General features: G+C 65.4%; 32 protein-coding genes. 7 read left to right on the top strand and 25 right to left on the bottom strand.

All coding sequences use genetic code 11. The features are described from left to right. Nucleotides 1-16 precede the first annotated feature (16 nt). The 15 genes from KDD17_RS05245 to fabD form a co-directional block, all read right to left on the bottom strand. Complete coding sequence (locus KDD17_RS05245; protein WP_212705599.1) at nt 17-427, bottom strand: DUF3168 domain-containing protein; 411 nt, start codon at nt 425-427, stop codon at nt 17-19. Next, a complete protein-coding gene (locus KDD17_RS05240; protein WP_212705598.1) occupies nt 424-762 on the bottom strand; it encodes a phage head closure protein in 339 nt (112 codons plus the stop codon). Before KDD17_RS05240 ends, KDD17_RS05245 begins: the two co-directional genes overlap by 4 nt. Next, a complete protein-coding gene (locus KDD17_RS05235; RefSeq protein ID WP_254796894.1) occupies nt 759-1,385 on the bottom strand; it encodes a head-tail connector protein in 627 nt (208 codons plus the stop codon). The genes KDD17_RS05240 and KDD17_RS05235 overlap by 4 nt, the downstream gene beginning before the upstream one ends. Nucleotides 1,386-1,548: 163 nt before the next feature. Then, nucleotides 1,549-2,721, bottom strand: a complete 1,173-nt coding sequence (locus KDD17_RS05230) for a phage major capsid protein (RefSeq protein WP_431358141.1) — start codon at nt 2,719-2,721, stop codon at nt 1,549-1,551. Continuing rightward, nucleotides 2,718-3,350 (bottom strand): HK97 family phage prohead protease, encoded by a 633-nt coding sequence (locus KDD17_RS05225; protein WP_212705596.1) that lies wholly within the window; start codon nt 3,348-3,350, stop codon nt 2,718-2,720. The genes KDD17_RS05230 and KDD17_RS05225 overlap by 4 nt, the downstream gene beginning before the upstream one ends. 26 nt (nt 3,351-3,376) lie before the next feature. Continuing rightward, a complete protein-coding gene (locus KDD17_RS05220) occupies nt 3,377-3,598 on the bottom strand; it encodes a GTA head formation protein, RCAP_rcc01685 family (protein WP_212705595.1) in 222 nt (73 codons plus the stop codon). After that, nucleotides 3,591-4,760 carry a phage portal protein gene (locus tag KDD17_RS05215; protein ID WP_212705594.1) on the bottom strand — a complete coding sequence of 390 codons (1,170 nt, stop codon included), beginning with the start codon at nt 4,758-4,760 and terminating at the stop codon, nt 3,591-3,593. The genes KDD17_RS05220 and KDD17_RS05215 overlap by 8 nt, the downstream gene beginning before the upstream one ends. Nucleotides 4,761-5,064: 304 nt before the next feature. Next, nucleotides 5,065-6,477 (bottom strand): DNA-packaging protein, encoded by a 1,413-nt coding sequence (locus KDD17_RS05210; protein WP_212705593.1) that lies wholly within the window; start codon nt 6,475-6,477, stop codon nt 5,065-5,067. A gap of 366 nt (nt 6,478-6,843) precedes the next feature. Further along, nucleotides 6,844-8,016: an endolytic transglycosylase MltG gene (gene mltG / locus KDD17_RS05205; RefSeq protein WP_212705592.1), complete on the bottom strand. Its 1,173-nt coding sequence runs from the start codon at nt 8,014-8,016 to the stop codon at nt 6,844-6,846. Between the two features lies 1 nt (nt 8,017). Then, nucleotides 8,018-9,277, bottom strand: coding sequence for a beta-ketoacyl-ACP synthase II (gene fabF, locus KDD17_RS05200; RefSeq protein WP_212705591.1), 1,260 nt, complete (start codon nt 9,275-9,277; stop codon nt 8,018-8,020). Nucleotides 9,278-9,371: 94 nt separating this feature from the next. Beyond that, nucleotides 9,372-9,905, bottom strand: coding sequence for a GNAT family N-acetyltransferase (locus KDD17_RS05195; RefSeq protein WP_212705590.1), 534 nt, complete (start codon nt 9,903-9,905; stop codon nt 9,372-9,374). 169 nt (nt 9,906-10,074) lie between these two features. Beyond that, the gene (locus KDD17_RS05190; protein WP_093914756.1) at nt 10,075-10,308 is read right to left on the bottom strand and encodes an acyl carrier protein; all 234 of its coding nucleotides are present in this window, start codon (nt 10,306-10,308) and stop codon (nt 10,075-10,077) included. A gap of 204 nt (nt 10,309-10,512) precedes the next feature. Beyond that, entirely contained in the window at nt 10,513-11,250 is a 738-nt protein-coding gene (gene fabG, locus KDD17_RS05185; RefSeq protein WP_212705589.1) for a 3-oxoacyl-[acyl-carrier-protein] reductase, read from the bottom strand. A 12-nt stretch (nt 11,251-11,262) separates the two neighbouring features. Beyond that, entirely contained in the window at nt 11,263-11,811 is a 549-nt protein-coding gene (locus KDD17_RS05180) for a hypothetical protein (RefSeq protein ID WP_212705588.1), read from the bottom strand. Then, entirely contained in the window at nt 11,801-12,733 is a 933-nt protein-coding gene (gene fabD / locus KDD17_RS05175) for an ACP S-malonyltransferase (protein WP_212705587.1), read from the bottom strand. Before fabD ends, KDD17_RS05180 begins: the two co-directional genes overlap by 11 nt. Nucleotides 12,734-12,890: 157 nt before the next feature. Here fabD and KDD17_RS05170 point away from each other — a divergent pair, with 157 nt between their 5' ends. Next, nucleotides 12,891-14,093, top strand: a complete 1,203-nt coding sequence (locus KDD17_RS05170; RefSeq protein ID WP_212705586.1) for a cytochrome b/b6 domain-containing protein — start codon at nt 12,891-12,893, stop codon at nt 14,091-14,093. A 54-nt stretch (nt 14,094-14,147) separates the two neighbouring features. Here the strand turns inward: KDD17_RS05170 and KDD17_RS05165 are convergent, their stop codons facing one another. Next, entirely contained in the window at nt 14,148-14,717 is a 570-nt protein-coding gene (locus KDD17_RS05165) for a YceI family protein (protein ID WP_212705585.1), read from the bottom strand. Nucleotides 14,718-14,818: 101 nt separating this feature from the next. Beyond that, entirely contained in the window at nt 14,819-15,325 is a 507-nt protein-coding gene (locus KDD17_RS05160) for a hypothetical protein (protein ID WP_212705584.1), read from the bottom strand. Nucleotides 15,326-15,534: 209 nt separating this feature from the next. Between KDD17_RS05160 and rpsF the strand changes: the two genes are divergently transcribed. From rpsF to KDD17_RS05140, 4 genes are all read left to right on the top strand, one after another. Then, nucleotides 15,535-15,888 carry a 30S ribosomal protein S6 gene (gene rpsF / locus KDD17_RS05155; RefSeq protein WP_212705583.1) on the top strand — a complete coding sequence of 118 codons (354 nt, stop codon included), beginning with the start codon at nt 15,535-15,537 and terminating at the stop codon, nt 15,886-15,888. 29 nt (nt 15,889-15,917) lie between these two features. Further along, entirely contained in the window at nt 15,918-16,145 is a 228-nt protein-coding gene (gene rpsR, locus KDD17_RS05150; RefSeq protein WP_005852865.1) for a 30S ribosomal protein S18, read from the top strand. Between the two features lie 11 nt (nt 16,146-16,156). After that, nucleotides 16,157-16,801: a 50S ribosomal protein L9 gene (gene rplI, locus KDD17_RS05145; protein ID WP_212705582.1), complete on the top strand. Its 645-nt coding sequence runs from the start codon at nt 16,157-16,159 to the stop codon at nt 16,799-16,801. A gap of 222 nt (nt 16,802-17,023) precedes the next feature. Continuing rightward, nucleotides 17,024-17,494: a transglycosylase SLT domain-containing protein gene (locus KDD17_RS05140; RefSeq protein WP_212705581.1), complete on the top strand. Its 471-nt coding sequence runs from the start codon at nt 17,024-17,026 to the stop codon at nt 17,492-17,494. A 70-nt stretch (nt 17,495-17,564) separates the two neighbouring features. Here the strand turns inward: KDD17_RS05140 and tig are convergent, their stop codons facing one another. Both tig and KDD17_RS05130 read right to left on the bottom strand, forming a co-directional pair. Continuing rightward, entirely contained in the window at nt 17,565-18,896 is a 1,332-nt protein-coding gene (gene tig / locus KDD17_RS05135) for a trigger factor (protein ID WP_212705580.1), read from the bottom strand. A gap of 109 nt (nt 18,897-19,005) precedes the next feature. Beyond that, entirely contained in the window at nt 19,006-19,290 is a 285-nt protein-coding gene (locus KDD17_RS05130) for a DUF2312 domain-containing protein (RefSeq protein ID WP_212705579.1), read from the bottom strand. 101 nt (nt 19,291-19,391) lie between these two features. Here KDD17_RS05130 and KDD17_RS05125 point away from each other — a divergent pair, with 101 nt between their 5' ends. Both KDD17_RS05125 and KDD17_RS05120 read left to right on the top strand, forming a co-directional pair. Beyond that, the gene (locus KDD17_RS05125; protein ID WP_212705578.1) at nt 19,392-19,631 is read left to right on the top strand and encodes a hypothetical protein; all 240 of its coding nucleotides are present in this window, start codon (nt 19,392-19,394) and stop codon (nt 19,629-19,631) included. Nucleotides 19,632-19,697: 66 nt separating this feature from the next. Next, nucleotides 19,698-20,123: a protein tyrosine phosphatase family protein gene (locus KDD17_RS05120; protein ID WP_212705577.1), complete on the top strand. Its 426-nt coding sequence runs from the start codon at nt 19,698-19,700 to the stop codon at nt 20,121-20,123. A 21-nt stretch (nt 20,124-20,144) separates the two neighbouring features. Here KDD17_RS05120 and KDD17_RS05115 read toward each other — a convergent pair whose 3' ends face one another. The 6 genes from KDD17_RS05115 to KDD17_RS05090 all read right to left on the bottom strand — a co-directional run bounded on the left by KDD17_RS05115 (nt 20,145) and on the right by KDD17_RS05090 (nt 26,050). Then, entirely contained in the window at nt 20,145-20,681 is a 537-nt protein-coding gene (locus KDD17_RS05115) for a FliM/FliN family flagellar motor C-terminal domain-containing protein (protein ID WP_212705576.1), read from the bottom strand. After that, the gene (locus KDD17_RS05110) at nt 20,681-21,244 is read right to left on the bottom strand and encodes a hypothetical protein (RefSeq protein WP_212705575.1); all 564 of its coding nucleotides are present in this window, start codon (nt 21,242-21,244) and stop codon (nt 20,681-20,683) included. The genes KDD17_RS05115 and KDD17_RS05110 overlap by 1 nt, the downstream gene beginning before the upstream one ends. An 87-nt stretch (nt 21,245-21,331) precedes the next feature. Then, nucleotides 21,332-24,037, bottom strand: coding sequence for a sensor histidine kinase (locus tag KDD17_RS05105; protein ID WP_212705574.1), 2,706 nt, complete (start codon nt 24,035-24,037; stop codon nt 21,332-21,334). Then, nucleotides 24,037-24,285 (bottom strand): hypothetical protein, encoded by a 249-nt coding sequence (locus KDD17_RS05100; protein ID WP_212705573.1) that lies wholly within the window; start codon nt 24,283-24,285, stop codon nt 24,037-24,039. Before KDD17_RS05100 ends, KDD17_RS05105 begins: the two co-directional genes overlap by 1 nt. Next, nucleotides 24,285-24,662, bottom strand: a complete 378-nt coding sequence (locus KDD17_RS05095) for a response regulator transcription factor (RefSeq protein WP_212705572.1) — start codon at nt 24,660-24,662, stop codon at nt 24,285-24,287. Before KDD17_RS05095 ends, KDD17_RS05100 begins: the two co-directional genes overlap by 1 nt. 89 nt (nt 24,663-24,751) lie before the next feature. After that, on the bottom strand, nt 24,752-26,050 hold the full coding sequence (locus KDD17_RS05090) for a helix-turn-helix transcriptional regulator (RefSeq protein WP_212705571.1): 1,299 nt from the start codon (nt 26,048-26,050) through the stop codon (nt 24,752-24,754). Nucleotides 26,051-26,196 lie beyond the last annotated feature (146 nt).

Raw genomic sequence — 26,196 nt, 5'->3', positions numbered from 1 at the left:
TTGCGGCCAGTGAAAATCAGTCGTCCGAGATCCGCGCGCGAAAGCGCAGATCAATTTGCCGCGCCGAGGCGCCATCGATGCGCCGCGCCGTCGCCCGCTCGAACCGCAGCGAGACAAGCCGCCCGGCATCAAGGGTCAGATCGGCCTCGTGCAGCGCGTCACTCACCGCCCCCGCCGCGCGTTTCGCACTGGCAAAGCCGGGGGCCGTCGTGATGACGGAAACGGTCACCTGATGCGCAGATCCCGCGCCACTCGCGTCTGAGGCGTCCCGCACGCTCTCCGATCCCAGCCGAACGTAGATGTCGGGCAATGTGCCCGAAGGCACCGCGTCATAGATCGCGTCGCCGACCTCCTGCGACAGCGCCGCATCCGCGCTCAACGCACCAAAGATCGCGGTCTGTAAGGCCGCCGAATACGCATAGCTCATACCACCTGCTCCTCTTGGGCAAAGCAGGTCAGATAGCGCCCCTCGCTGTCGCGCTCCGTCACTGCTTCGATGGTGAAAATCCGACCGTCTTCGCGAAACCGCTGCTGTGCCGCAGGCCGTTCCGGGCTGCCGACGGGGGCGCCGCGTACCGTGATGCGGTAGCGCATCCGGCTGATCGGCGCGCCGCCCTGCGCGGTCTCGCTGCCCGTGCTCGGACGCACCTCCGCCCAGAGCGCGCCCAACGGCGCCCACCCCTCGACAAAGCCGCCCGCCCCGTCGCCCAGACGCGTCGGTGCCTCCAGCACAAGGCGGCGGTTGAGACGCGGCGCGCTCACGTGCGCGCCCCGCTCAGGCCGATCCGCAGATTGCGGAACCGCTCGATCAGCGAGGACACGCCAAAGGGCATGCAGCCATCGCTCAGCGCCGTGTCGTGGCGGTATTCATAGTAATGCGCGGCCAGCATCAGCACCGCCTGACGCAAATCGGCGGGCAGATCGTCGAACTCCGCACCAAAGCCCGCCAGAAACCGTACCCGCAACGCGCCGCCCCGCTCGGGCCCTGGCAAACAGGCCGCCGCCGCGCGCAGCTTGGGCGTGTGCCCGTCGCGTTCCAGCCAGTAGATATCCGGCGACACCGTCTGCTCCGCGCCATCGCGGCTGACCAGCGTCACCGATGCGATCACCGTCACCGGTGCCACGGCAAGGTTCAGCGCTTCCGCACCACGCAGTTCGCCGACGCTCTGCGTGAATTCCCGCGCCATCAGCGCCTTGCCCGTGCGCGCCTCCACCGCCGCCAACGCCGCACGCAAGAACCCTGCGAGCACACCGTCCTGCACCGTATCCTGGCCAAACCCGCTCCCGAGACGCAAATGCGCCTTCAACGCGTCTACCGGCAGGGCCGCATCGGGCACATTTGTCTCTTCGATCAACATCGCAAAGCCTTTCTCAAACCTTGTCATTCCGCGGCCCGCTGGCCGTCTCCTCCCCCTCCATCCCGGACACACACCCCGCCTTCGCATCGCTCGGTCGGAGGGGAGCAGCTAGACAACACGAAGGGATCAAAGGGGCATGTGCCCGGACCGGGGCGACGCAAAACGCCGCCCCGGCATCCGTCACGCCGGGTTAGGACGTGCCGAATTTCAGCAGCTTGATCGCGGCAAAATCGCTCACGTCCCCGCCCACGCGCTTGGTCGCATAGAACAGCACATGCGGCTTGGCGCTGAAGGGATCGCGCAGGATGCGCAGATCGGGGCGCTCTGCGATGGTGTAGCCGGCGGCAAAATCGCCAAACGCAATCGACAGCGAGCCATCGGCGGCATCCGGCATGTCCTCGGCGATCAGCACCGGATAGCCCATCAACCGCGCGGGCTCGCCCGCCGCCAGACCGTCCGACCACAGGAAACGCCCGTCCATGTCCTTGAGCTTGCGCACCGTGCCCGCAACCTTGGAGTTCATCACGAATGTGCCGTTGGCGCGGTACTGCGCGCCCAGCGCATAGACCAGATCGACAATCGCATCGCCCGTCACATCACCGGCCACGGTCGACGGCACATAGCCCAGATTGCCCCAGGCCCAGACATCATTGTCGACGGATGCATGGGTGAGGAAGCCGCGCGGCTTGTCCACACCATCGCCGTTGATGAACGCACCGGCCTCGGCACGGGCGAACTTGTCGGCGATGCGCCCCGCCAGCCACCCCTCGATGTCAAACGCGGCATCGTCCAGCAGACGCTGTGACGCCTTGGGCAGCGCGCTCAGCTCGTGCAGCTGCACGGTGATGCGGTCGATCTGCGGCGTATCCGTCTCCCCTACAGAGGCGGATTCCGTCGCCCAGCCGGCGCCCACATCCGAGTGATCGACCAGCACGTCATACGACGTCGCCTCGACCGTGACGACCTGCGCGATGGCGCGGATCGAGGCGGTGTTGTGCAGCACGGATTTCACGATGTCCGACGTCTGCGGATCCACCAGATATCCGCCGTCCGAGTTCACGGCCGTCGACAGCGCCTTACCCTCCAACTCCAGCCCGCGCAGACCGTCATCGTCGCCGTTGCGCAGGTAGGCATTGAATGCCTTTTGATGGGGCGCACCCGCATCCACGGCACCGCCCAATGGCGGACGCGCCGCCGTGATTGTCTTTCGATCCAGCATGTTCACTCGCTCTTCCGTTTGTTGAAGTTTGGTCTCAATCTCGGCCTGAAAGCCTTTGAAGTCGCTTACGAAACCGCTCACGGCTCGCCGCACCTCCTCCGCCGGGGACTGCGCGACCCCGGTCGTCTCTTCGGTCCTGCTCATCCGCATTCCCCTTTGCTTGGTTGCACTCGCGGGGCGTTCAAATCGGCCCGCGCCGCCTCGAACATCTCCGCCATGTCGCGCAGCACGTCGCCAAAGGCGCGAAATCCCTCCGCCTTTGCGCCGACCCGCGCACTGGGCAGCATCGGAAAGGTCACCAGCGACACCTCCCAAAGCTCCAGTTCCTGCAAGAGCCGCTGGCCCTTGGTATTCTTGCTGGCCTTCACCGTGCGGTAACCGATCGACAGCCCGTCAATCGCACCCGCCTCGATCAGCGCGATCGCCTCACGTCCCTTCGCCACGCTCTTGAGAATCCGGCCCTTGACGAACAGCCCCCGCGCATCCTCGCGCACCACATCCCACACGCCGATCGGCTGCGCCGGATCGTGCTGCCACAGCATCTTGACGCCGCGCTTGGCCGCGCCCAGCACCGCAAGGCTCCGGGCATAGGCGCCCTGCAACACGACGTCATTGCCCTGATCGACGTCCCCAAAGAACGAGGCATAGCCGCTGATCTCGACCCCGTCGGCGACGGGCGCCGCGCTGTCGAACTTAACGAACTTGCGCTCCAGACCGGGCAATCCTTCCCCGGTTTCCGGCGCGAGGCCGAAGTCATTCCCACTCATATCCATCTGAAGTCTCCCGAATTTTCGCCCGCCTAGGGCGCCACCACCAGGAACGATTGCACGCCCTGCGCCAAAATCACCGCCACCACACCGTAGACCGTCAGCCACAGCCGCTTCTCAAGCCTCTCCATCATCACCTCGATCCGGTCGAGCCGCGCCGTCAGATTGTCGAAATGAATGGCACTCACCCGCTCATGCGCCTGCAGCCGCATCCCCGGCGCGCATTGAAATCGCTCCACCGGCAGATCACTCATCGATGGCCACCGCAGGCAGTCCCAGCAGGCTGCGCTTTTCTGCATCCGTCAGGAAATCCGCGCCCGCGATCCGGCTCCATTGCGCGTCGCGCTCGGGGGCGAGGGCCGGCACCTGGTCCAGATCGGGCCGCAGCTCGACCGCCTCTCCGGTGAAGCCCGACAGCCAATGGCTCAGCACCGCCGTGACCCGCGTGGCAAGCGGCACCACCGTCAGCCGGAAAAATGCCCGGTGCGCCTCCTGGTAGTTGGCATAGGTCGCATCCCCCGCGACCCCCAGCAGCATCGGCGGCACTCCGAACGCCAGGGCGATCTCGCGCGCCGCCGCCTCCTTGGTCTTCTGAAATTCCATGTCCGAGGGCGAAAACCCCATCGGCTTCCAGTCCAGCCCGCCCTCCAGCAGCATGGGCCGTCCCGCATTGCGCGCGCCCTGATGGTGGCTCTCCATCTCGCTGACCAGCCGCTCGTACTGGTCGTTGCTCATGCTGCCCTGCCCCTCGGCCCCCTTGTAGATGATCGCCCCCGAAGGCCGCGCGGCATTGTCCAACAGCGCCTTTGACCAGCGCGAGGCCGCGTTATGCACATCCACCGCCGTCGCCGCCGCCTGCATAGGGCTGAACCCATAATGATCGTCCTGCGGATGAAAATTTCGCACGTGGCAGATCGGAGAAATCTCGCCCACGTCAAAGCGGTGCTTGCGCCCGCCCACCGCGTATTCATAGGCCACCGGCCAGCCGTCCCCGCCCGGCACCACCGACATCCGGTCCGAGCGCAGCACATGCAGCTCCACCGGCGCGCCGACCTCGCCCGCCACCGCCTCCACATATCCGTCCCCCGACAGCAGCAGCTGCGCATAAAGCGCTTCAAGCAGCTCCGCACGCCCCTGCGCCCCGTTGGGCCGCGCCATCAGCGCCAACACCGGGTGCTGCTCATAGCGACGCTCGGCGTCCTGCAACACCACAGGCAAGGCCGCCGCGGCTTCCGCGATCAGCTTCACACAGCGAAAGCCGACGGGATTGGCGGCAAATCCGGTCTTGGTCAGCGATACCGTGTCACGCGGGCTCCAGGCCACGCGGCCCGATGAATGCATCGCCACCACCCGCCCCGTCGCCGACGCCTTTACCTCGGCCACCTCCACCGTGCCCCGTCGCAGAAAATCAAACATGCCGCCGCCCTCTCGCAAATCTCCCCAAGGCCCCGGTCACGGGCCTCTTCAGGTCGTTGAACACAAACTGCCACCCAAATCCTAAAGCGCCCCAACCTGACCGTACGCACCCGGACGCAACGCAAAAAAGGAGGGCCAAAGCCCCCCTTTCCCGCACAGGTCGCGCCCCTGCACCCGTTGAAAAATACCGAAATACCCACCCATCACCCCAATCACGCCGGTCGAAAATGCATCCCAACGCCCCCCTGCACCCTTTCCCAAATACCTAAATCCCACCGCCTGCCCCAAACGCGGCCGCTTGCGATTACAGCGACCGCACCCCCGGCTGCCGCCATTTTGCCGCCGGCGCAATCATCAACTCATGCAGCGCCCAGACCAGCGCATCGACCCGGTCAGGTGATCCCGTTCCCTCATATCCCCGCGCGGTCATCTTGGTCATCTGATCCTCCAGCGCCTCCAGCCCTTCCAGATGCCCCACACGCCCCTGCTCATAAAGGGCCGCCACAGGCTCCGCCCGCGCGACCTTCCCGCGCGATGCATGCACTCCCTTGTAGGGCACCATCGGATCGACCTGCCGGATCACCTCCTGCACCAGCTGACCGCCCTGGTTCACCTCCGCCACCAGCCGGTCGGCGCCAAACTCCGTCATCGCGTCGATTGCCGCGCGCGCCCATCCGGTGGGGCCCAGGCCCTGCACCGTGCGGTCGGCTAGCACCACCGCGCGCCAGTCCTGCGGCGGGCCCTGCATGCGCACGCCCGCCACCACGATCCCGCAGGCATCCGATGCCGCCCCGCTGCTTACCGCCGGATCGACCGCCACCACGATCCGGTCCAGATCGCCCGGGCGCGCCGTGCCGCATTTCTCGATCAGCGCCGAGGGCCACAGCGCCCCTTCGGCATCGGCCAGCAACACCCCGTCCAGCTCCTGCCGGCCCAGCCGCGTGCCGCGGTAGCGCGCGCGCACCTCTTCGAGAAACGAGGCCGCCAGATTGGCCCGGTTCGCCTCCGTCGGCGCCTGTGTCAGCACGGTCGAGGGCGCGGCGAGCAGCGCCTTGAGCACCCCCACATTGCGCGGTGTCGTCGTCACACAGACCTGCGGCGCGTCCCCCAGCCGCAGCGCGAACTGCAGCATGTCCCAAGTCTCCTGTCCGCGCTTCCACTTGGCCAGCTCGTCGACCCATGCCGCATCGAATTGCGGCCCGCGCAGCCCTTCGGGATCATGCGCTGTGTGGATCGTCGCCACCGCCCCGTTGGGCCAGACCAGACGCTTGCGCGAGGCCTCCCAATCGGGCCGCCGGTCGGGGGGCGAGCACGCAAGGATCCCGCTATCGCCAAAAATCATCACCTCGCGCACCTGCTCGATCGTCTCGCCCACCAGCGCCACGCGGCGGCACCGCCCCGGATCGAGCGGCCGCGATCCTTCGACGACCGACCGCACCCATTCGGCCCCCGCCCGCGTCTTGCCAGCCCCGCGGCCACCCATGATCACCCAGGCGCGCCAATCGCCCTCGGGCGGCAGCTGATGCGGCATCGCCCAGAAGTCGAATAAAAAAGGGAGAGCGCGAAGCTCTCCCTCATCCAGCTCATTCAGGAAACTCTCCTGAACCGATGGAGCAGCGGAGCCGATCCAGTTTGCACCCGATGTCAGCCCGCGCCCGGTCAAGGTCAAAGGCGTGATCTCCTCGGGCAATGCCCGCTTGCTTGCTTCGGCAGTCATGTACAATCAACTCCGCTTTCTGGCAGCGGCCGATGGTCTCCCCGATCTGGGTCAATACCTTCGCCGCAGCCGTTGCACTCGTTTCCTCCCCGGCTGAGATCTGTTCGTGCAGATCTTCAAGTTCTCCTCGCAAACCCGTCAGACGACGGCGCAGCGACGCATAAAGCGCCTCTGCCTCCGCCAGCTCCTCGGGGGGTGGGCCGGGGTGATATAAGTCATCCGTTTCGGTCCTCTCAGTTGGATGTCTCCAACCGAAAGACAAAGGAAAAAGGCCCGCGCCGGTGGCGGGGCCTTTGTCCCTGATCTCCTAGCCTGTACAGGTTTAGCGGCGCGGGATTAATCCCGCGCTACACCACCGTTCGCTGCCTATTCGCTTGCCGCCTCGCCCGCCGCCGCACGCTCGGCCTCGATCTCGCGCCAGCGCGCCACGTTGCGGTTATGCTCATCCAGCGTCTCGGCAAAGGCATGCCCGCCGGTGCCATCGGCCACGAAAAAGATATACGGGCTCTCGTCCGGCTGTGCTGCCGCCATCAGGCTGGCGCGTCCGGGGTTCGCGATCGGCGTGGGTGGCAGCGCCGGGATCACATACGTGTTGTAAGGCGTCTCGGCGCGCAGCTCGCTGCGGCGCAGACCGCGCCCTAGGATACCCTCACCCCGCGTGATGCCGTAGATCACCGTCGGGTCGGTCTGCAATCGCATCCCCTGGTTCAGACGGTTCACAAAAACGCTCGCCACCTGCGGGCGCTCGTCGGCCACCGCGGTCTCCTTTTCGATGATCGACGCCAGCGTCAACAGCTCTTCGGGGCTGTCGATGGGCAGATCCGCGTCCCGTGCCTCCCAGGCGGCGGCGATATTCGCCTCCTGCGCCGCCGTCATCCGCGCAATCAGCGCCGCCCGATCATCCCCGCGCCGCACTTCATAGCTGTCGGGCGCCAGCGATCCTTCGGGCGGTGTCTCTGAAATTTCACCCTCCAGAATATCCAGCGTGTTCAGCGCATTGGCCACCTGCCAGCTGGTCACCCCTTCGGCCATGGCGATGCGCAACCGGGTGTCGGCTTCGGCAATTGTCTCGCTGTATTCCGGCGGGGTTTCATCCACCCCCGGCTCGAACGACGCAAGCTCGGCAAAGCGGTTGGTCGCGGGATCCAGCTCACGCACCTGAACGCTCACCCGGTTCACCCCGATGCGGTAGACCACCTCGGTCCCGCAAGTGGACGCCCCGCCGCGCGTGATCGTATCGACGATTTCCTGCATCGACGCCTCAGGCTCCACCAGAAAACTCCCGGCCTTCAGCTGCCCGGTCTTTTCCTCGTAATCTGCGCCGATGCGGAAAATCGCGGCAGAGGTCACGGCCCCCTGTTCGGCCAGGTCATTGCTGACCCGCCGCATCGAGCTGCCGCGATCGACCTGCACGCAGACCGCCTCGCTCAGCGGTCCGGGGGCGTCATATTGCGCGCGCCCCCACAGGATCAGACCGCCCAGCAGGAACAGCCCGACCATCAGGAAGGTCAGTGCATTAGCCGCAACGTGGCGCCACATCTCAGTCGACCTTTCCGAACAGAACGCTCGCGTTAGTTCCGCCAAAGCCAAAGCTGTTGCTCAGCGCCACCTTGATCTCGCGCTTGACCGCCTTGTTGGGGGCAAGGTCCACCTTTGTCTCAACCGCCGGGTTGTCCAGATTGATCGTCGGTGGCGCGATTTGATCGCGGATCGCGAGGATGGAAAAGATCCCCTCGATCGCACCGGCCGCGCCCAGCAGATGCCCGGTTGCCGATTTCGTCGACGACATCGTCACCTTGCCCGCCGCGTCGCCCATCATGCGCTCCACGGCGCCCAGCTCGATCGTGTCGGCCATGGTCGAGGTGCCATGCGCGTTGATATAGTCGATATCCGCAGGCTCCAGCCCGGCATTGCGCAGCGCCGCGCGCATCGAGCGCTCGCCGCCCTCGCCGTCCTCCGACGGTGCCGTGATGTGATAGGCATCGCCCGACAGACCGTAGCCGATCACCTCGGCGTAAATCTTCGCGCCGCGCGCCTTTGCGTGCTCGTATTCCTCCAGCACCACAATGCCCGCACCCTCGCCCATCACGAATCCGTCGCGGTCCGCGTCATAGGGGCGGGACGCCTTTTGCGGCTCATCCCCGCGCTTGGTGCTCAGCGCCTTGCAGGCGTTGAACCCGGCAATCCCGATTTCACAAATCGCGGCCTCCGCGCCGCCGGCGATCATCACATCCGCATCGCCGTGCTGAATGAGGCGGCTCGCATCACCGATGGCGTGCGCGCCGGTGGAGCAGGCCGTCACAACTGAATGGTTCGGCCCCCGGAACCCGTATTTGATGCTCACCTGACCCGAGATCAGGTTGATCAGCGCCCCCGGAACAAAGAAGGGCGAAACCCGCTTGGGCCCCTTCTCCGCCATCATCACGGCCGTGTTCGCGATCGAGTTCAGCCCCCCGATGCCGGATCCGATCAGCACCCCGGTGCGCTCAAGACTTTCGCGATCCTCCGGCATCCATCCGGCATCCTCGACCGCCTGCTGTGCCGCCGCCATGCCGAACAGGATGAACGTGTCGACCTTGCGCTGATCCTTTGGCGCCATGTAGGCATCCGGGTTGAACGTGCCGTCAGAGCCATCGCCGCGCGGCACTTCGCAGGCGTATTGCGTCACAACACGGCTGGCATCGAACTGCGTGATCGGTCCGGCGCCCGATTGTCCGTCAAGGATGCGTTTCCAGCTTTCCTCGACACCATCCGCCAGCGGCGTCACCAAACCCAATCCCGTTACGACCACTCTGCGCATAGCTTTGCCCTTGTAGGAAATCCCATCGTCCCGGCTATACCGCGCTGGTGCGGGATTGTTCAAGTCTCGGCAACGATCCCGCCGCCGCGCCCCGCTAGACGGGCGGCCCTTTGCGCGTCATCAACTGCACAGGGTCGCCGTCCACTTCGGTCTCGCGCAGCGGGACATATCCCAGCGTGGTGGCGATCCGCAGGGAGCTTTCGTTGTCCGGCGTGATCATGCACACCGTCCGCCCGGCCACGACCCTGTCAAACCAATCATGCGCCGCGCGCGCCGCCTCAAGCCCCAGACCCTGCCCCTGTGCGCCCGGATCCAGCACCCAACCCGCCTCGGGAAAAGGGTCAAAATCCTCACCCAACCCTCTGGATCCAAAAAAGAAACCGGTTTGTCCGGCCATCTGGGATTGACGGTGTACCTGCACTGCCCATTGCCCGAATCCCACGATCTGCCAATGGCCCGCGTTGCGCAAAAACGCATCCCAACTGCGCGACTTGGGCCAGGGTTTACCGCTGATATGCACGACAACCGAAGGTTTCGCCCAGATCTCGGCAAAGCGCTGGAAATCTTCGGCGCGCATGGCCCGCAGGCTCAGGCGTTGGGTGTTGATGGTTGGAATACTGCGCGACATGGGGGTGAATGGCTTTCACTCTTGGGAGGTCGAGCGCCCAGAATTGCCGCGCTGCGGCGCAGCAATCAACCCCTGATCCGCGCCCCATACAAAAAACGGCGCCGATCCGCGAAGGACCAGCGCCGTTTGAGAACTTTATTGCCGAAACCCCGGCAAAGGGGAGGTCAGATCAGGAAGCTTCCTTGATGAACTTGACCGCGTCGCCGAATGTCTGGATATTTTCGGCCGCGTCGTCAGGGATTTCGATCCCGAACTCTTCTTCGAACGCCATGACCAGCTCGACGGTGTCGAGGCTGTCTGCGCCCAGATCGTCGATGAAAGAGGCGTTCTCGACCACTTTGTCTTCTTCCACGCCGAGGTGCTCGACCACGATCTTCTTCACGCGTTCTGCGACGTCGCTCATACTATCTTCCTCACTCGTTGGGCCTTGGCCCCTTTGGGATGCCAGCGGTGCCAGATTCGGGACCGGATGGCGTCTGCCCCAAAAGGGCGGCTCGTTTCGCCCTTTATATAAAGGGCTTTGGCGCCTGTGAACAGGCCCCTTGGGTTGAATCTGCGCCCCCTTTAGCACAGCGCGCGCACGGTGCAAACGGTTTCGCTGACCCGCCTACAACATGGCCATACCGCCGTTCACATGCAAGGTCGCCCCGGTGACATAGGCGGCCTCCGGGCTTGCCAGATAGACAACGGCGCTGGCGATCTCGTTCGGGGTGCCCATGCGGCCCGCCGGGATCTGGCCCATGATGCCGGCCTTTTGATCGTCGGTCAGCTTGTCGGTCATCGCCGTCTCGATAAAGCCGGGCGCGACCGCGTTCACGGTGATCCCGCGGCTCGCGACCTCATAGGCAAGGCTCTTGCCCATGGCGATCATTCCCGCCTTTGAGGCCGCGTAATTCGCCTGCCCCGGATTGCCGGTGGCCCCCACGATGGAGCTTACGTTGACGATCCGGCCCCAGCGCGCCTTCATCATGCCGCGCATCACACCCTTGCACAGCACCCGCGTCGCCGTGAGGTTCACGTCGATCACCGACTGCCATTCATCATCCGACATGCGCATGAAAAGATTGTCCCGCGTGATCCCGGCGTTGTTGACCAGAATGTCCACGGCTCCCATCGCCTCCGCCGCCTGTTTCGGAAGGGCCGCCACAGCCTCCATATCACTCAGGTTGCACGGCAGCACATGCGCGCGCTCCCCCAACTCACCGGCCAGCGCCTCCAGCGGATCGGTGCGCGTGCCCGACAGGCCCACGCGTGCGCCCTGCGCGTGCAGCGCGCGCGCGATGTCTGCGCCAATACCCCCCGACGCGCCGGTGACCAGCGCGCATTTCCCTGTCAGATCAAACATGTCTCTTCCCTCTCAGTTCAGCTCTTGCACGGGCTCGGTCAGCAAACCCAAGCGCGTGATGTCCTCGATGCTCATCCCCTGTATCCCGCCAGCGGCCGGGTTCCGCAAGGTGAAGCGGTAGAAATCATCGCTGCCCAGCATCGCGCGCAGATACGCCCGCCGCGCCGGATCCGCGCGGCTGGAGGGGTCAATCACCGCGCCCGCCACCATGCGCCGTGCAACGCCCGCGACGAACAGATCGACGCCACCACCCCGGACGACGCTGTCACTGCGCAGCGCTGTTGTCAGGCCCGACGACCGTATCAATGTCCCCAGCCGCAGCACATCCTCCAGATGCCGCCCACCCTCGACACGCTGGAACACCAGCGTCGCAATCTGCGGGTTCTGCGCCAGAACGCCCTCGAACCCGCGCGCGCTGCGCCGGGTAATCACACCGTCCAGCAGCAGCCGGTCGTTGACCACGGTAAAGCGCAGCGGCTGGCGCACCCGCTCCACCCGCGCGCATCCCCCCAGCGCCAGCGCACCGAGGATCAGCGCACGGCGCGTAGGCTCAGCCGCCAAGGGCCGCCGTCACGTCCGCCGCCGCACCGACGTTGCGCAGTGTGGCGTCACGGTGGATGCGTTTGATCATGCCCGACAGCGCCTTGCCGGCACCGATCTCCCAGAACTCGGTCACGCCCTGCCCGACCATCCACTCCACCGACGAGCGCCAGCGCACCCGGCCCGTCACCTGCTCCACCAGCAGCGCCTTGATCCGCTCGGGGTCGCTCACGGCCTCGGCGGTCACGTTGGCGACCAGAGGCACGGAGGGCGCGGTAAACTTCACCTGCGCCAGCGCTTCCTGCATCGCCTCCGCCGCCGGGCCCATCAGGGCGCAGTGGAACGGTGCAGAGACCGGCAGCGGCAACGCCCGCTTGGCGCCCGCCTCCTTGGCCAGCACGATGGCGCGCTCGACGGCGGCCTTGCTGCCGGAAATCACGTTTTGCGACGGGTCATTCTCATTGGCGAGCTGGCACACGTCGCCTTCGGCCGCCGCAGCCGCCACCGCCTCGACCGCGCCCGCGTCCAGGCCCAGCACCGCCGCCATCGCGCCCTCGCCCACGGGCACCGCTGATTGCATCGCTAGTCCCCGCGTGCGCAGCAGGCGCGCCGCATCGGCGACCGAAAAAACCCCCACCGCACAAAGCGCGGAATACTCGCCCAGACTGTGTCCAGCCACAAACGACGCGCGCCCCGCCTCCAGCCCCTCGGCCTCAAGCGCGCGCATCGCCGCCATGGACGTCGCCATCAGCGCGGGCTGTGCGTTCTGCGTCAGCGTCAGCGTCTCGATGTCCCCGTCCCAAATGAGTGTGCTCAGCTTTTCCCCCAGCGCGTCGTCGACCTCATCAAAAACCGCACGTGCCGCCGGATAGCTGTCGGCCAGATCGCGGCCCATGCCGATGGTTTGCGCGCCCTGACCGGGAAAAACGAATGCTGTGCTCATGGAAAATGCCTTTCTGTTTGCGGGTGCCAAAGGGTGTAGCGGCCCCGCCTCCCCCTCACAAGACCGTGCGCACATCCCTTCTGCGCCGCTGCGCATTGCAGGCGCGCCCCTTTCCGCTATCTGTTGACCAGCCCTATTCATAGACCGGAGCGCGGCCATGCCCCTTTCAAATACCGCCACAACCTACGGCAGCGTCACCCGCGCCTTTCACTGGCTGACAGCCCTGCTGGTGATCACCCTGATCCCTGTCGCCGTCGTCGCCAATCGCCTGCCCTACGAGACGTCCGAGCAACTGGCGACAAAGGCGTGGCTGTTCTCATTGCACAAGACGCTGGGCGTCGCCGTCTTTGCCGTGGCGCTGCTGCGCATCCTGTGGGCCATCTCGCAGCCCAAGCCAAGCCCGCTGCACCACGAAAAGCGGATGCAGACGTTTCTGGCGGAAACCGCGCATTGGCTGCTTTACGGCTCGTTGGTGCTGGCGCCATTGTCGGGATGGGTCCACCATGCCGCCACCGAAGGGTTCGCCCCGATCTGGTGGCCCTTCGGGCAAAATCTGCCGCTGATCCCCAAATCCGAAAGCGTGGCGGCGATCACCTACGGGCTGCATTGGGTGTTCGGCAAGGTCATGGCCGCTACCATCGCGCTGCACATCCTCGGCGCGCTGAAACACCAGTTGATCGACCGCGACGCAACGCTCGCACGCATGACCCGCGGGGCCACCGCGGGCAGCCCCCTGTCGCATACCGGCGCCGCCAAACCCGCCGCTGCCGCCGTTGCTATCTGGGCCGCCGTCCTCGCCGGTGCGGGCGCCTTCGGCCTCTACCAGCCCCACGCCAGCACGGTTCAGGCCGCCACGCTTGATGAGGTTGCCTCAGACTGGGCCGTGCAGGAGGGTGAGATCGCGATTACCGTCAACCAGTTCAACTCCGACGTCACCGGGCGCTTTGCCGATTGGACCGCCGCCATCCAGTTCGACGAAACCGCCGACGCGGGCACCGCAGGCAACGTCGAGACACAGATCGCCATCGGCTCGCTCACGCTGGGATCGGTCACGGATCAGGCAATGGGGGCGGATTACTTCAACGCCGCCGACTTCCCGACGGCCACGTTCACCGCAGATCTGATCCGGCAGACCGACGGCTATGTCGCCGATGGGACACTCACGATCAAGGATCAAAGCGTGCCGCTCACCCTGCCCTTCACGCTGGATCTTGACGGCGACACCGCGCGCATGCAGGCCCAAACGACCCTCGACCGGCGCGACTTTGGCATCGGGGACAACATGACCGACGAGAGCTCGCTCAAATTCGGCGTGACGGTCGACATCAACCTGACCGCCACACGCGCCGCGCCCGAGTAAAGAAAAAGCCGCCAGGGATCTCTCCCCGGCGGCCCATATCTTCAGTGGCAGCGCTTATTCGGCGGCGCCGGCCTCAAGCGAGATCTGCACCTCAACTTCGTCGCTCACGTTCGGTGCAAATTTGCCCACGTTGAAGTCAGAGCGCAGCAGCGTCGTCGTCGCGTCGAATCCGAGCCATGGTTTGCCCGCCATCGGATTGTCACCCGCCTGGTTCAGTGTGGCATCCAAAACTACGGATTTGGTCACGTCGTTCATCGTCAGATCGCCGGTGATCTTTGCGGTGTTGTCACCGGTGACTTCGATGCCGGTGGAGGTGAAGGTAATCACGTCCTCATCGGTCGCGCCGAAGAAATCATCGGACATGAAATGCGCCTCGCGCTGTTCCCAGCCGGTGAACATTGATTTCGTAGGCATCGACACACTTACCGACGACGCTTCGGGGTTTTCGGCGTCAAACATGATCTCCCCTTCAAACCCGGAAAACATGCCGTATGTCGTCGAGAAGCCAAGGTGGTTGTAGGAGAAAACCACCTGGCTGTGGCTGGAATCCAGCGTGTATTTATCAGCGGCAAGCGCCATGCCAGCGGTGGCGGACAGAAGGGCGCCGAGAAGAAGGGATTTCATAAGGGTTGCTCCATGTTGAGTGTGACTGCGGTTTAATGTGGTGCACTCGACCTGTTTCTCAATCCCGCAGCGATCAACATCTCGTGCGCGAAAACGAACACTCAGGTCAGCGCCCCCGCCTCGCGCAGGCTGCGCTCAAGCGCGGCGCGCGCGGCGGGGTCAGAGACGGCTACTTCGGCCAGTAGCCCGCCATCGGGGCGCCAGAAGGTGAAATAAGCCGCGTTGCATTCCGCCCAGCCGAGAGCGTCAAACCGGAAATGCGCCAGAACCTGCGGTTGGCGTCCCCTGCCCAGCAGTCGGATCTCGGCAAGGGCCGCGTCGATCTCGATTGTCGGCGGCTCTGGTTTGCCGCTCGACTGCATCAGGCCCGCAGCGACACCGGCCAGCAGGATCGACAGGACAAGCGTCGCGAGCCCCGTTTGCGGATCGGTGATGCTTCCCGGCCGCAGCCAGACAAGCGCCGCGCCCAGCAGCAACGCGATGGCCACCAGCCGCAGCACACAGCACATCAGCACGCGCCCCCCGTCGACGCTGCGCGCGATGCAGGCAATCGGCTCACGTGGGGGCTCAAGCTCGGGGAAAGCGGATGCGGTGGCGTGCTGTGTCATGTGCTCAAGGATGCCAGTCGATTTGGGCAGCGCAATGGCGGATCGGCGTCAGTGCCGCGGCAATCGCCCTGCGCGCTTGCGCGCCCGCGCAAACCGTGTATACGGGCGCTCTCTTGCACAGCATATGAACCGCGCAGTCTCTCGTGGTGGGGCCGCAAGAGATCCTTGCCCCGCCTTTGAAATGCGCCTTGATAGTAAATGGAGCACACATGCCACTCTACGAGCATGTCATGATCGCGCGTCAGGATTTGTCCAACACGCAGGCCGAAGGGCTGATCGAACACTTCTCGACCGTCCTCGGCGATGCCGGCGGCAAGATGGTCGATCACGAATACTGGGGCGTCAAGACGATGGCCTACAAGATCAACAAGAACCGCAAGGGCCACTACGCCTACATGCGCTCGGACGCCCCCGCGCCCGCCGTCATGGAGATGGAGCGCCTGATGCGCCTGCACGACGACGTCATGCGCGTTCTGACCATCAAGGTCGATGAGCACAAAGAGCTGCCATCGGTCCAGATGCAGAAGCGTGACGAACGTGAAGGCCGCCGCGAGCGCCGTTGATCCACAGCCTGAAGAAAAGGACATAACCCATGGCCGCAAAACCATTTTTCCGCCGTCGTAAAGTCTGCCCCTTCTCGGGCGACAACGCACCGGCGATCGATTACAAAGACACCCGTTTGCTGCAGCGCTACATCTCAGAGCGTGGCAAGATCGTTCCCTCCCGCATCACCGCAGTCTCGGCGAAAAAGCAGCGTGAACTGGCCCGTGCCATCAAACGCGCCCGCTTCCTCGCCCTGCTGCCCTACGCCGTCAAGTAAGGAGAAAGCACATGCAAGTTATCCTTCTTCAGCGCGTGGCAAAGCTGGGCCAGATGGGCGACGTCGTCGACGTGAAACCCGGCTACGCCCGCAATTACCTGCTGCCCCAACAAAAGGCCCTGTCCGCTTCCAAGGCGAACGTCGAAGCCTTCGAGGCGCAGAAAGCCCAGCTTGAGGCACAAAACCTCGAGAGCAAGAAAGAGGCCGACGCCATGGCCGCGCGCATCGATGGGCAGCAGTTCATCGTGATTCGCTCCGCCTCCGACGCAGGCGCGCTCTACGGCTCCGTCACCACCCGTGACGCCGCCGATGCCGCGACCGAGAATGGCTTTACCGTCGACCGCAAGCAGGTCGTTCTGGGCGCGCCGATCAAATACCTCGGCGTACACGACGTGCAAATCATCCTGCACCCCGAAGTCGAGGCCCGCATCGAGCTGAACGTCGCGCGTTCGCCCGAAGAAGCCGAGCTTCAGGCCTCCGGCAAATCGATCCAGGAACTCGCAGCGGAAGAAGAAGCCGCCGCGGAATTCGAGATCGCCGAACTCTTCGACGATATCGGCTCCGCCGCCTCCGAGGACGAGGAACTGGCCGAGGCCGTCGAGGCGCAGGACGACGAGCCTGCCTCTGGCGATCAGGAAGACACTGCGGGCAACTAAGCGCCCCGCAAATGAAGACGGCAGAAAGCCGGGCAGCCTCCCTGCCCGGCTTTTTCGTGGCCTCCGGCGCGCCGGACAGACTTTCGCAGAAAGTCTGCACCCAAATCCTCGTCCGAGGATTTGCCCCCGCCCCCTGCGCAGAACACCGCCCATGCGCTGACGCCCGGCTTGAACCGCCCCAACATTCGCGCCATTCCGGCTCTGTCGCTATCGGAGCCTGCCATGTTTTCTCGCCGCACTTTCCTTCTGGCCACCTGCGCCGGTCTCAGCGCCTGCGCGCGTCGCGAAACACCCCCCGTCGCATCGCCGTCAGAGCCGCCACTCTTTCCCAATGAAACACCGCAATTGCGCGCGTCCATCAACCGCTGGGCCGATCACTACGAGGTGCCGCGCAGCCTTGTTCACCGCCTTGCCATCCGCGAAAGCACCCACCGTCCCGGCGCGCGCAACGGTCCGTACTGGGGCCTGTTGCAGATCCTGCCGCAAACCGCCCGCACCATGGGATTTCGCGGCAAGCCCTCCGATCTTTTGGACGCGGACACAAACCTCGAATTTGCGGTGAAATACCTGCGCGGGGCGTGGCTGCTGTCAGATGGCGATCAGGCCACCGCGATCAACTGGTACGCGCGGGGCTACTACTACGAGGCAAAGCGGCGCGGCATGCTCGTCGAAACCGGTCTGCGCCCGGCCTGAGCGGCGCAGGCCGAGCAAAAATAAGGGCCGCCTGTTTCCAGACGGCCCCTATAACTCAAAGCGGTGCAGCTTACTCGTCTTCGAGCGCCTCAACGGCTTTCTGAAGCTCTTCCTTCGAGACTTCTTTCTCGCTCACGGTCGCCTGTTCGAACACGTGGTCGACGACCTTGTCCTCGAAGATCGGCGCGCGCATCTGCTGTTGCATCTGCTGGTTTTGCTGAACGAATTCAAAGAACTGGCGTTCCTGACCGGGGTACTGACGCGCCTGGTTCATGATCGCCTGCGTCATCTCGGCGTCGGACACCTCGACCTCGGCCTTCTGGCCCAGCTCGGCGAGCAGCAGGCCCAGACGGACGCGGCGCGCGGCCAACGCCTTGTGCTCGTCGGTCGGGGTGATCTCGGGATGATCGTGGCCCTCGACCTCTGGGTTTTCCTCGTGCCACAGCTGATGCGCGATCTGGCCCGCTTCGGCATCGAGAAGCGAGGGCGGCAGATCAAAGCTCACGAGCTTGTCCAACTCGTCGAGCAGCGCGCGCTTCATGATCGCGCGGGAGGCGCCGCCGTATTCGGCTTCCAGACGCTCACCGATCTGTACCTTCAGGGCTGCCAGATCCTCGGCGCCGAATTTTGTGGCCAGCTCGTCGTTGATCTCGGCGGCGACGGGCTCTTTCACTTCCTTGATCGTGCAGGAGAACACGGCTTCCTTACCGGCCAGATGCGCGGCCTGATAGTCGTCGGGGAAGTTGACGGTGACGTCTTTTTCTTCCTCGGCCTTCACGCCGACCAGTTGCTCTTCGAAACCGGGGATGAAGGAGTTGGACCCCAGCACCAGCGGGTAGTCCTCGGCAGAGCCGCCTTCAAACGCCTCCCCGTCGACCTTGCCGACAAAATCCATGACAACCTGATCGCCGTCCTTGGCTTTTGAGCCTTTCTTGCGGGCCTTGAAATCCTGCGCCGTCTCGGCGAGCGATGCGAGCGCTTCGTCGATCGCGGCGTCATCGGCCTTCACAACCATTTTTTCCAGCTTGATTCCGGACAGGTCGACCTCGGGGATCTCGGGCAGCGCCTCGTAGGACATCTCGACCTCGACATCGTCACCCTCTTTCCAGTCCTCGTTGGTCATCTTGACCTCGGGCTGCATCGCGGGGCGGTCGCCGGATTTCTCGAAATGCTCGTTCATGGCGCCGTCGATGCTTTCCTGCATCGCCTCGCCCATGACGCGCTGGCCGAACTGCTTTTTCAGCAGCGCCATGGGCACCTTGCCCTTGCGAAAACCCTTCATCTCGACGTCGGGCTGCGCCTCGGCCAGCTTTTCGTTGACCTTGGCATCCAGCTCGGCCGCCGTCAGGGTGATGGCATAGCCGCGTTTCAGACCGTCGTTCAGCGTCTCTTTGACCTGCATGTGTGCTCCATAGCGTAGGGCCGCGCGGGGCGCGCGGGGCATCAAATTTGCGCTCTTCTATTGGCCACGTGACCGGCGTGCAAGGGCGTTTCGCCCCGCAAGCGGGCGATCACATGCCCAGCGCTTCCTTATACATCTCCATAACCGCCTCTTCTTCGGCGATATCGTCGGGCTCACGCTTGCGCAGCGCGATCACCTTGCGCAAAACCTTGGTGTCATAGCCGCGCGATTTGGCTTCGGCCATCACTTCCTTTTGCTGCTCGGCGAGGTCTTTCTTTTCGGCGTCCAGCCGTTCGATCCGCTCGACGAACTGGCGCAATTCGTTGGCGGTCACGCGGTAGTTGGCATCGCCCGCGGTTTCGGTTGGGCTGGGGTCGGTGTTGAAATCGCTCATGTCAGGCTCCTGTCGCGCGGCGGGTTGAGCGCTGTGACTACCGCGCGCGCCCGGCGGCGGCAAGCCTTGTCAGAGAGGGCGAATTCAACTAATCGGGCGGCATGGAAACCGCAGCCGCCCCCACCCTCGACACGATCATCTGGATCGGGACCGCCATCTCCCTTTTGGGGTTGTTGGGGCTGATCTATTGCATTGTCCGCGTCAGCCGGGCCAAGCGCGGCGGCATGGCCGACGAAGAACTGCGCGCGGAGCTGCGCCGCGTGGTGCCGCTGAACCTGGGCGCGCTGTTCTTGTCCGTGATCGGGTTGATGGTGGTGATCGTGGGCATCTTCCTGACCTGACGACTTCCTGACCTGACGACGCGCATGCGCTGGACAGCATATGGCCCCGGCGCTACACCCATGGTCATGGACATCAGACAGCTCACCCCGACCTATTTCGTGGCGCCGCAAATCGCGCCTGACATGCTGCCCGCGCTCAAGGAGGCGGGGATCACCCGCATCCTGTGCAACCGCCCCGACGCCGAAGTGCCGCCCGCCCTGAGCGCCGAGGCGATCGCCGGCGCCTGTGCGGCGGCGGAGCTTGAATTTGCCGTGCAGCCCCTCACCCATCAAACGATGACCCCCGACGTTATCGCGCAGAACCACGCGCTGGGGGCACAGCGGGACGGGGTGACGCTGGCCTATTGCGCCTCGGGCACGCGCTCCTGCATCGCCTGGGCGCTTGGCGAGGCGGGCACGCGCCCAGCGGAGGAGATCATCACCGCAGGCCGTCAGGCCGGCTACGATCTGGAGCAGTTGCGCGGCTATCTTTCGCAGGCGGACGCCGGATAATCAGCAAACGCGGCACGAGCCCTATGCGCGCCGCCGATCTGCCGGCTCGGCGGCCCCAGTCGCAGTCTGCGTCGCGAAATCTGCGTCCAGATCGATGTCGAGATCCAGATCGGACATGTCCGGCATCTCCTCGCCGCCGTCGAACACATCAATCTTTGTCGTCGGCGCAGGCGTCGCGGCGTTTACATCCGGCAGATCCAGATCGGCCCGGTCCGAGGCGCGGCGCATCGGATGGGCCATGCCGCGTCTGCGCTGTTCCACCTGCACGGCACGCTGGCCGTCGACCTGCCCCAGCGTGCCCCGCGCCACCGTGCGGCCCTGCGTGTCGAGCACCATCGCACCGGTAAGCCGCGTGATGGAGAGCGGGACGACATCGCCGGGCCGAAAACCGTTCACATCGCCCAGCGGCAGCGTCAGCGCGTCGATCACGATGGCAAGCTCTGCCTGCACGTCGAGGACCGCATCGCCCAGCGTGACCGGCGGCAGTGGCACGGGCGGCTCGGCGGTCTCCTCCTCGGGCGCGGGGATGTTCCCCCGCACCGGCGGCAGCACCAGCATCAGCCGCCCCGCCCCGCCCCCGCCGCGAGATCGAGCGACAGCGTCAGCACGTCGTAGTCAGGCATATCAAGCGCGAGGCAGGCGGTGCGCAGCCCGTCGGCCCGCACGCCGAACCGCCAGCCCGCCAGCAATGCACCTTCGCGCGCGTCGTCGGGCAGCGGCGCGCCATTGGTCAGAAGATCCTCCACCAACGGCGCGCAGAGCGCGGCATCGGTTGCCGTGAAGGGGCGGTTCATCTCCGCTGGCTTGATCCGGCCGGTCGTCTGCGCCTGCACAAGGCCCATGGCCAGATCGGCGTCCAGCGCGGCAAGACCGACGCGCCCTGCCCCGCCTTCGAGTAACAAAAGCAACAGATCATCGCCCAGCGCCGCGGCCACATCAACGCCGCGCACCGTGCTGCGGGTCTGACCGATCACGCTCACCGACAGGGCCATCCGCCGCTCGGCCGTGCGGGCCAACGTCAGGCGCAGCGCCCGCGCCAGCGTCATCGCGCGGGCATCATAGCTTTCGCGCCCGCTGCGTGCCTTGCGCTGCACCAATGAGGAAACCTGCCCGACGCTCATCTGTCCAATGCCCCTCGCCCCTGTTCACCGGCCCCGTGACCAGGGGCGATTGCCCGCTGTCTAGCAGCACAATGGTTACCAGCGCCTTTATGCGGGCATCTCCTGCGCCGCGCTTTGCACGCTGCGGGCCAGCGTCACCTCGAAACAGGCGCCCTGGTCCGTGGGGACATGGGTGATTGCGCCGCCCAGCCGGTCCATGATCTCGCGACAGATGGCGAGGCCAAGGCCCGCACCGTCCCCCGCGCCGCTGCCTTGTGCCAGGCGCGCGAATTTCTCGAACACCAGCGCGCGCGCGTCCTCCGGGATGCCGCTGCCGTTGTCGGTAAAGCGTACGGTGACGTCGTGCGGTCCGGGCTCCACGCTGATGCGCAGGGACGGTGCACGCGCGTCACAGTATTTCGCAGCGTTGCTGATCAGATTGATGAATACCTGCGCCAGACGGTCGGTATCGGTGACCACATCGACACGCTCCTGCGCGGGGCTGCGGAGCACGTCGATCGACTGGCGCGCGCCCCCCGTCGCCGTCATCACCGCCCTGTCGAGAACGTCGTGCAGATCCGCGCGCTGCAGCGTGAGAGAGACCTGACCGTTCTCGAGCACGGACAGATCCAGCAGATCATCCAGCAACCGCGTCAGCCGGATCGTTTCGGTATGGATGATGCTGGCGTAGTGGTGCTGCTCTTCGTCGCTCAGATCCGAGGTGTCGCGCAAAATCTCCGAAAACGCGCGGATCGAGGTCATCGGCGTGCGCAGCTCGTGGCTGATCTGGCTCAGAAAGCCATCCTTTTGCTGACTGAGTTTCAGCAGCTTCTGGTTCGCCTCGCCCAGCTCGTCGGCAGTTTCCGTCAGCTGGCGCGACTGCGCCTCCAGCCGGTTGGAATATTCAAGGATTTGCGCGGATTCGTCGGCCACCGCCAGCAGATCCTCGACCGAGACGATCTGCGCGCCGCCGATCTGGCCGATCATCGCATGCGCCGTCGCCGCGCCCACCGCCCCCGCCAGCTCCCGCTCCAGCGATTGCACGAAGTCGATCGTCGGATCGGGCAGTTTGCCCGGCCGCCCCTGCGCCGTGGCCGCCTGCGCAAAGAACCGCTGCGCCTCCAGCGCGCCGAGGATCCGCTGCGACATGATCATCAGATCCTCCGCCTGACCGGCGGCGGCGCGCGGCAAGCCGCGCGTGCCGGGCTGCGCCTCCATCACGTTGACAAACTGCGCACCCTGCAACCGCTCCAGCGGATGCGGAAAGGTAAAGGCAGAGACGGTCAGAAACATCAGCGTGTTGAGTGCGAGGCTCCACCACACCGCGTGCACCACCGGATCAAGCCCCTCGATCCCGAACATCGCCTGCGGGCGCAGCCAGCCCAGCCCCCAGAGCCCCGCATCGAAGACCCCCTGCGACAGAACCGCCCCGGGGCCAAAGCTGGGCAGCAGCATCGTGAAGACCCACAACCCGAAACCCGTCAGCAGCCCGGCCAGCGCGCCCCAGCGCGTCGCCCCCCGCCAGAAGATCCCGCCCAGGAGCGCGGGCAGGAACTGCGCCACCCCGCCAAAGGAGATCAGGCCAATCGCCGCCAGCGCCTCGGACCCGCCGGAGACCCGGTAATAGACATAGCCCAGCCCGATAATCAGCAGGATCGACAGGCGCCGCGCGCGGATCACCGCCTCGCGCACGTCGCCCGATTGCTGCGCCCCGCCCTGCCGCAGCGCCAGCCACACCGGCATTACCACGTGGTTCGACATCATCGTGGCCAACGCCAGTGTCGCCACGATCACCATCGACGTGGCAGAGGAAAATCCTCCCAGAAACGCCAGCGTCGCCAGCCCGTTCTGCCCCTCGTTCAGCGGCACGCTCAGCACATAGAGGTCGGGGTTGGCATCCGCGGGCAGCGTGCCCAGCCCGACAACGGCGATGGGTACGACAAACAGGCTCATCGCCATCAGATAAAGCGGGAAGGCCCAGCTGGCAGATTGCAGATGCCGCTCGTCGTCATTCTCGACCACCATGACCTGAAACATGCGGGGCAGGCAGACGAAGGCCGCGGCCGACAGCACGATCAGCGCCGACCAGCGGCTGCCCGAGGTCTGCCAGCTGCCGATGGGCGAGGCATCGATACGCGCGAGCGTCTCGCTCACGCCGCCCGCCACGCCCCAGACCACAAAGGCGCCCACGGCCAGCAATGCCACAAGCTTGACCACCGCTTCGACTGCGACGGCGATGACGATGCCGTGGTGACGCTCGTTGACGTTGAGGTTGCGGGTGCCGAAAAGAACGGTAAACAGCGCCAGCCCCGCCGCGATCCACAGCGCCGCCTGCGCGCTGTCGGGCGCGGTGCCGGGATCGCCTGCGGCAAATATCGACAGCGACAGCGTCACCGACTGCAATTGCAACGCGATATAGGGGGTCACGCCGATCACCGCCATCAGCGTAATCAGCACCGCCAGCGCGTTCGATTTACCATAGCGGGCCGAGATCAGATCGGCCACCGACGTCACCCGCTGCATCCGCCCGATCCGCACCAACCGGCGCAAGAGCCACCACCAACCGATCATCACAAGGCTGGGGCCCAGATAGATCGTGACGTATTCCAACCCCGAGCGCGCGGCGTAGCCGACCGCGCCGTAAAAGGTCCAGCCAGTGCAATAGATCGACAGCGACAGCGTGTAGACCAGCGGCGAGCGCAAGAGCCATTGACCGCGCCCGCGCAACGCCGCGCGTTCGGCCAGAAACGCCACGGCAAACAGCACGACAACGTAGCCCAGACAAACCGCAACCAGCTGGTTGAGCGTGACCATCAGCCCCGCGGCCCCGTCCGTTCCCGCGTGCGGCGCCACAGCGCAAAGCACGCGGTGATCGCCAGCAGCCAGATCGCAAACACGTAGCGCAGCGCTGACGACAGCGTCGTGCCCGCCCCCTCGACCGGCCACATCAGCGGCACAATGATCCAGAGCACCGCGCAGACAAAGGGCACAACCCGCACCACATCCATCAATCGCCGCGTGCGGTAGCGCTTGCGCTCCAGAAACAGCGGCTGCTCTCCCATCAGCCGACGGCTCCGGGGACGAGGCTGCGCACGGCGTCGAGCATTTCCTGATTGGAGAACGGTTTGGTCATGAACCGGCTGACCCCCGCCGCCTCTGCCATGTCACGGTCACGGGTCTGGCCGCGCGCGGTCAGCATCAGCACCGGCAGATCGGCCATGCTTTCCTCGGCGCGCAGCTCGGCCAGGATTTCAAAGCCGGTCTTGCCCGGCAACATCACGTCCAGCATCACCAGATCCGGGCGCGCGTCGCGGATGACATGCGCGGCGTTGGTGCCATTGGCCAGCACCTCCACGCGCCATCCCTCCCGGCCCAGCAGAAAACGGATCGCCTCCGCGATGTTGGTCTCGTCTTCAACCAACACGACGTGTCTGGTCATGCCAGCGTTCCTCCCTATCGCCCCGCGCGCGGATCATGCCGTCTTGTGCTGTCGGAGCCTTGGCAGGATGCACCCGTTCCGCCGCGCTGTCAAAGCCCCTCGGCGGCGAGAATGGAGGGCACCCGCCGCGCGCCGCAGGTGGCATCGGGGCAGATCCGGCAGGTTGCGCCCACCGTGCGCAGGGGCATCGTTGTGTCCCCGACCACGGCAGGCACCAGCAACAGAATTCCGCGCGCGAGCGGCGGCGCGTTATAGGCGGGTGCCACCTGCGGCTCTGCAGTGGCGTAGGCGTCAAACGCCGCCTGCCCACGCCCCAGCTGGCCGATGCGTTCGTGCAGCACCGTGCCGGGGGCGGCCAGCGCACCAAAGAGCGGCCAGAGCGGGCAACAGCTGTCGAATTGCGGCACCGAGAAGCCGTCGACGGATTTGCGAAAGATCACCGTGCCGGAGCGGTCGCAGACCACCAGCCCCACGCCCAGCGTCTCGACCGAGGCAAGGCGGCGCAGCACCACGCCCACCGGCGCGCCCAACCTGCGCGCCAGCGCCACCGGATCGGGGCGCGTCTGCGTCAATGCTTCTTGCAGGCGCGCCATGGGCAGCGCCGCCGCGTCGCTGGCCATCTGGGTCAGCACGCCGCGCAGAATGAAGGCCGCCGTCACACTCAGCGGTGGATCGGCGGCCTCCAGCAGCGCGTCGATGTCGCCCGCACCATCCTCAAGCGCCGGCAGATGATAGGCGCGCTGCGCCAGATAGGCCTCCACCTCGGCCTGCGGCGTGCCTGCCTCGGGGGCGGCCTTGACCCGGTCATCCTCCAGATAGCCGACCAGCGACTGCACGCTTTCGGCCAACCGAGCGCTGTCGGTATCGAGGTTCGTGTGGAACCGTTTTTGCCATTCGCGCTCCAGCGCTTCCTCCCCCGCGAGGATCTCGGCAGTGGAGCGCACGGCGGCGGCTGTGGTGAGCAACTCGTGCATCTGCCCGGCGAGATGCGGATCGTGGGCCATGCGGTCGCTCAACGTCTCGACCGTGCGCTCCAGATCGGCAATGCGGCGGCCTTGCGCGGCCAGCGCCTCCGCCCAGCCGGGAAAGCGCCCGGCAAAGACCTCGACACGGTCCATCTCCTCCGGCGCGATGCCCACGGCCAGCGCCGCCTCGTGCAGCGCCCCCAGCAGCGCGGCCTCGGCTCCGTCGGTAAGGGCGTGCGGCTCAACCTCAAGCGCGCGGGCGATGTCCAGCAGCAGCTTGCCGCCGATTCTGCGCTTGTTGTGCTCGATCAGGTTGAGATAGCTGGGTGAAATGCCGATGCGCTGCGCTAGCTCGGCCTGTTTGAGCGATTGCATCACCCGCCGCTCGCGGATGCGGCTGCCGGTCTGCGCCTCAGCGGACATGCACAACCCTGAGGGTAAAGCGCCGCCAATTCAGGGGCTTTCTGCACTGCAACAACATGAAATTTACAAACCTCACAATTTGACTGTACATATATTTACAAACAAATCGTTTTAATCAAGCCACTTATTGCCCGATGCCCCCGCGC

Source organism: Sulfitobacter albidus (assembly GCF_018200035.1).
Lineage (GTDB): Bacteria > Pseudomonadota > Alphaproteobacteria > Rhodobacterales > Rhodobacteraceae > Sulfitobacter > Sulfitobacter albidus.
Note: the sequence above shows the minus strand (reverse complement) of the source record. Positions and strands in the feature narration are given on the sequence as shown.

Bases quoted from the DNA above. Each gene is read 5' to 3' on its own strand.
- KDD17_RS05245 (WP_212705599.1), bottom strand. From the start codon at position 427: ATGAGCTATGCGTATTCGGCGGCCTTACAGACCGCGATCTTTGGTGCG.
- KDD17_RS05235 (WP_254796894.1), bottom strand. From the start codon at position 1,385: ATGACAAGGTTTGAGAAAGGCTTTGCGATGTTGATCGAAGAGACAAAT.
- KDD17_RS05230 (WP_431358141.1), bottom strand. From the start codon at position 2,721: ATGAGCAGGACCGAAGAGACGACCGGGGTCGCGCAGTCCCCGGCGGAG.
- KDD17_RS05225 (WP_212705596.1), bottom strand. From the start codon at position 3,350: ATGGATATGAGTGGGAATGACTTCGGCCTCGCGCCGGAAACCGGGGAA.
- KDD17_RS05220 (WP_212705595.1), bottom strand. From the start codon at position 3,598: ATGAGTGATCTGCCGGTGGAGCGATTTCAATGCGCGCCGGGGATGCGG.
- KDD17_RS05215 (WP_212705594.1), bottom strand. From the start codon at position 4,760: ATGTTTGATTTTCTGCGACGGGGCACGGTGGAGGTGGCCGAGGTAAAG.
- KDD17_RS05210 (WP_212705593.1), bottom strand. From the start codon at position 6,477: ATGACTGCCGAAGCAAGCAAGCGGGCATTGCCCGAGGAGATCACGCCT.
- mltG (WP_212705592.1), bottom strand. From the start codon at position 8,016: ATGTGGCGCCACGTTGCGGCTAATGCACTGACCTTCCTGATGGTCGGG.
- fabF (WP_212705591.1), bottom strand. From the start codon at position 9,277: ATGCGCAGAGTGGTCGTAACGGGATTGGGTTTGGTGACGCCGCTGGCG.
- KDD17_RS05195 (WP_212705590.1), bottom strand. From the start codon at position 9,905: ATGTCGCGCAGTATTCCAACCATCAACACCCAACGCCTGAGCCTGCGG.
- KDD17_RS05190 (WP_093914756.1), bottom strand. From the start codon at position 10,308: ATGAGCGACGTCGCAGAACGCGTGAAGAAGATCGTGGTCGAGCACCTC.
- fabG (WP_212705589.1), bottom strand. From the start codon at position 11,250: ATGTTTGATCTGACAGGGAAATGCGCGCTGGTCACCGGCGCGTCGGGG.
- fabD (WP_212705587.1), bottom strand. From the start codon at position 12,733: ATGAGCACAGCATTCGTTTTTCCCGGTCAGGGCGCGCAAACCATCGGC.
- KDD17_RS05170 (WP_212705586.1), top strand. From the start codon at position 12,891: ATGCCCCTTTCAAATACCGCCACAACCTACGGCAGCGTCACCCGCGCC.
- KDD17_RS05165 (WP_212705585.1), bottom strand. From the start codon at position 14,717: ATGAAATCCCTTCTTCTCGGCGCCCTTCTGTCCGCCACCGCTGGCATG.
- KDD17_RS05160 (WP_212705584.1), bottom strand. From the start codon at position 15,325: ATGACACAGCACGCCACCGCATCCGCTTTCCCCGAGCTTGAGCCCCCA.
- rpsF (WP_212705583.1), top strand. From the start codon at position 15,535: ATGCCACTCTACGAGCATGTCATGATCGCGCGTCAGGATTTGTCCAAC.
- rpsR (WP_005852865.1), top strand. From the start codon at position 15,918: ATGGCCGCAAAACCATTTTTCCGCCGTCGTAAAGTCTGCCCCTTCTCG.
- rplI (WP_212705582.1), top strand. From the start codon at position 16,157: ATGCAAGTTATCCTTCTTCAGCGCGTGGCAAAGCTGGGCCAGATGGGC.
- KDD17_RS05140 (WP_212705581.1), top strand. From the start codon at position 17,024: ATGTTTTCTCGCCGCACTTTCCTTCTGGCCACCTGCGCCGGTCTCAGC.
- tig (WP_212705580.1), bottom strand. From the start codon at position 18,896: ATGCAGGTCAAAGAGACGCTGAACGACGGTCTGAAACGCGGCTATGCC.
- KDD17_RS05130 (WP_212705579.1), bottom strand. From the start codon at position 19,290: ATGAGCGATTTCAACACCGACCCCAGCCCAACCGAAACCGCGGGCGAT.
- KDD17_RS05125 (WP_212705578.1), top strand. From the start codon at position 19,392: ATGGAAACCGCAGCCGCCCCCACCCTCGACACGATCATCTGGATCGGG.
- KDD17_RS05120 (WP_212705577.1), top strand. From the start codon at position 19,698: ATGGACATCAGACAGCTCACCCCGACCTATTTCGTGGCGCCGCAAATC.
- KDD17_RS05115 (WP_212705576.1), bottom strand. From the start codon at position 20,681: ATGCTGGTGCTGCCGCCGGTGCGGGGGAACATCCCCGCGCCCGAGGAG.
- KDD17_RS05110 (WP_212705575.1), bottom strand. From the start codon at position 21,244: ATGAGCGTCGGGCAGGTTTCCTCATTGGTGCAGCGCAAGGCACGCAGC.
- KDD17_RS05105 (WP_212705574.1), bottom strand. From the start codon at position 24,037: ATGGTCACGCTCAACCAGCTGGTTGCGGTTTGTCTGGGCTACGTTGTC.
- KDD17_RS05100 (WP_212705573.1), bottom strand. From the start codon at position 24,285: ATGGGAGAGCAGCCGCTGTTTCTGGAGCGCAAGCGCTACCGCACGCGG.
- KDD17_RS05095 (WP_212705572.1), bottom strand. From the start codon at position 24,662: ATGACCAGACACGTCGTGTTGGTTGAAGACGAGACCAACATCGCGGAG.
- KDD17_RS05090 (WP_212705571.1), bottom strand. From the start codon at position 26,050: ATGTCCGCTGAGGCGCAGACCGGCAGCCGCATCCGCGAGCGGCGGGTG.